The sequence below is a fragment of the Lutibacter citreus genome (genome assembly GCF_003260195.1).
Lineage (GTDB): Bacteria > Bacteroidota > Bacteroidia > Flavobacteriales > Flavobacteriaceae > Lutibacter > Lutibacter citreus.
In genome coordinates this window covers 1-2,286 of record NZ_QEIH01000027.1, presented here as the reverse complement: position 1 = coordinate 2,286, position 2,286 = coordinate 1, and the positions used below count along the sequence as shown (strand labels likewise).

At 37.4% G+C, this 2,286-nt stretch carries 2 protein-coding genes; both read left to right on the top strand.

Features of this window, described 5'->3' with window-relative positions; translation table 11 throughout:
• The first annotated feature begins 39 nt into the window (after positions 1-39).
• The gene (locus DAD81_RS20580) at positions 40-321 is read left to right on the top strand and encodes a group II intron maturase-specific domain-containing protein (RefSeq protein ID WP_449405340.1); all 282 of its coding nucleotides are present in this window, start codon (positions 40-42) and stop codon (positions 319-321) included.
• 618 nt (positions 322-939) lie between these two features.
• The gene (gene ltrA, locus DAD81_RS20575; protein ID WP_111710361.1) at positions 940-2,193 is read left to right on the top strand and encodes a group II intron reverse transcriptase/maturase; all 1,254 of its coding nucleotides are present in this window, start codon (positions 940-942) and stop codon (positions 2,191-2,193) included.
• The last annotated feature ends 93 nt before the right edge of the window (positions 2,194-2,286 follow it).

The following is a 2,286-nucleotide window of genomic DNA, read 5'->3' as shown; positions in this document are numbered from 1 at the left end:
GAGCGTATTCTACGGATCAATCAGTTAATTTGAGGTTGGATTAATTACTTTAAACTAGCATCTATTCAAAGTAAACTTAAAAAGTTAGAAGAATGGTTGCGTAACCGTCTTAGGTATTTTATTTGGCATGATTGGAAGAAACCTGAACGAAAACGGAAGAACCTGATTCGACTAGGAATAGACCAAAATCACGCCTATGCATGGAGTCGCACACGAATGGGAGGTTGGGCAGTAGCTCAAAGTCCTATTTTACGAACCACCATTACCGTAAAACGATTGAAAATGAAAGGTTATGTTAGTTTAACTGAATACTACAAGTGATGAGTATCATTGTTGAACCGCCGTATACGAGACCCGTATGTACGGTGGTGTGAGAGGTGCACTCCGTTCAATTATGGACGGAGCCATCTACTCGATGTGTGCTGTGAGGTGTCGTGAGACACCGCAACTAAAATAAAGATGGAAGTAGGTCTTCCGATTAGGTCTTTTAGGAGAACTAATCAAACCACTTTTATGATGTGCTAGCGGTAACAAAGGTGCATGAAGCGATAGAAGAAAAGGCTGTATAAAAACAGTCAGGTGTGAATAAGAGAGATGAGCGAAAGCGAACCTACCGATGAAGTGACGAAAAGACAAGTTGTTGTCAAAACCTAAAAAATATCGAGGTTTTAGGGATAAGTATAGCGGCAACCTAATTACTGGCTATATGGCAACCGTCATAAAGGAGGCATGACTTTTATTTAGGCTTTATTTTGGAACGCAGGAAACCTAAACAAAGTATGAAAGGGAAAAACCAAGTAGGAAGTACCTGTAAGGCGATTACCAATATTTGTTTAGGTGGCGGATGAATCCGTAGTAGTGTTGAAGCCTCTGTAATGGAAGTGGAGCAAAGGGATTCAATTATGAAGTTTAGAATTAAAAACAACTTAAAAAGTAAGGATGATTTTTAAGGAACAAACAAAGTCAATACCCATTACAAAGATGATGGTGTGGGACGCGTATAAACTGGTGAAAAGGAACAAAGGAAGTGCAGGAGTGGATTTACAGACTTTGGCGGGATTTGAAAAAGTTCGGTCTAAAGAATTGTATAAAATCTGGAATCGGTTATCTTCAGGGAGTTACTTTGCATCAAATGTTAAACGTGTAACTATTCCAAAAGACGGAGGTAAAACACGTCCATTAGGAATCCCAACGGTTAGCGACCGCATCGCACAGCAGGTTATCAAAACGTATATCGAACCGCGATTGGATGCTGAATTTATGGAGAACTCTTATGGTTATAGACCAAACAAGAGCGCGCACCAAGCTGTAAAAGAAGTACAGAAAAACGTACGAAAATACAGTTGGGTAATAGATTTAGATATTCAAGAGTTTTTTGAGAATGTGAACCACGAATTACTCTTTAAAGCGCTACAAGTTCATGTTCCTGAAACATGGGTTCAAATGTATATTAAGAGATGGTTAGAAGCACCTATCCAACTTGAAAATGGTACATTAATTCACCCAAAAGGAAAAGGGACTCCACAAGGCGGAGTAATTAGTCCATTGCTATCCAATTTATTTTTACATTATTGTATAGATAAATGGTTTGCAAGTCGTTTTCCTGAAATAAAAATGGTTCGATATGCTGATGATATGATTATTCATTGCCGTACACAACACGAGGCAAGGCATTTGCTAAGTAAAGTGAAAGAGCGTTTTAAGCAATGTGGACTTCGAGTTCATCCGCAAAAGACGAAGATAGTGTACTGTAAAAAGGAAGGGCGAAACTTAAAAGGATTACCAGTGCAATTTGATTTTCTGGGTTTTAGTTTTCGTCCTATTATGATTAAATTAAGAAAGGGAGGATTCTTTTTACAATATGATTGTAAAATGAGCCGAAAATCTAAGAAGCGAATTCTAAAAGATTTAAGGGAATTGAACATTCATAACAAAACTCAATCTAATTTACAAGACCTAGCATTTTTGCTAAATCCTAAAATTAGGGGTTGGATAAATTATTATGGGAAAATAAAGCGTAACTCACTAAAACCTGTTTTTTATTACCTCCATCATCGCATTATTAAATGGATTTTGAACAAGTATAAACGCTTCAAAAGAAGTCGAGTTTTAGCCGTAAAATGGTTAAGGCGTATTACTAAAGATTATCCAAATATGTTTTATCATTGGGCGTTAGGTTATCAGTTAACCTAACTATTGACTGCATAATAAGAGCCGTATGAATTGAGAGGTTCACGTACGGTTCTGTGAGAAGTTTGGGGTGAAATCCCCCTTACTTACTCAACT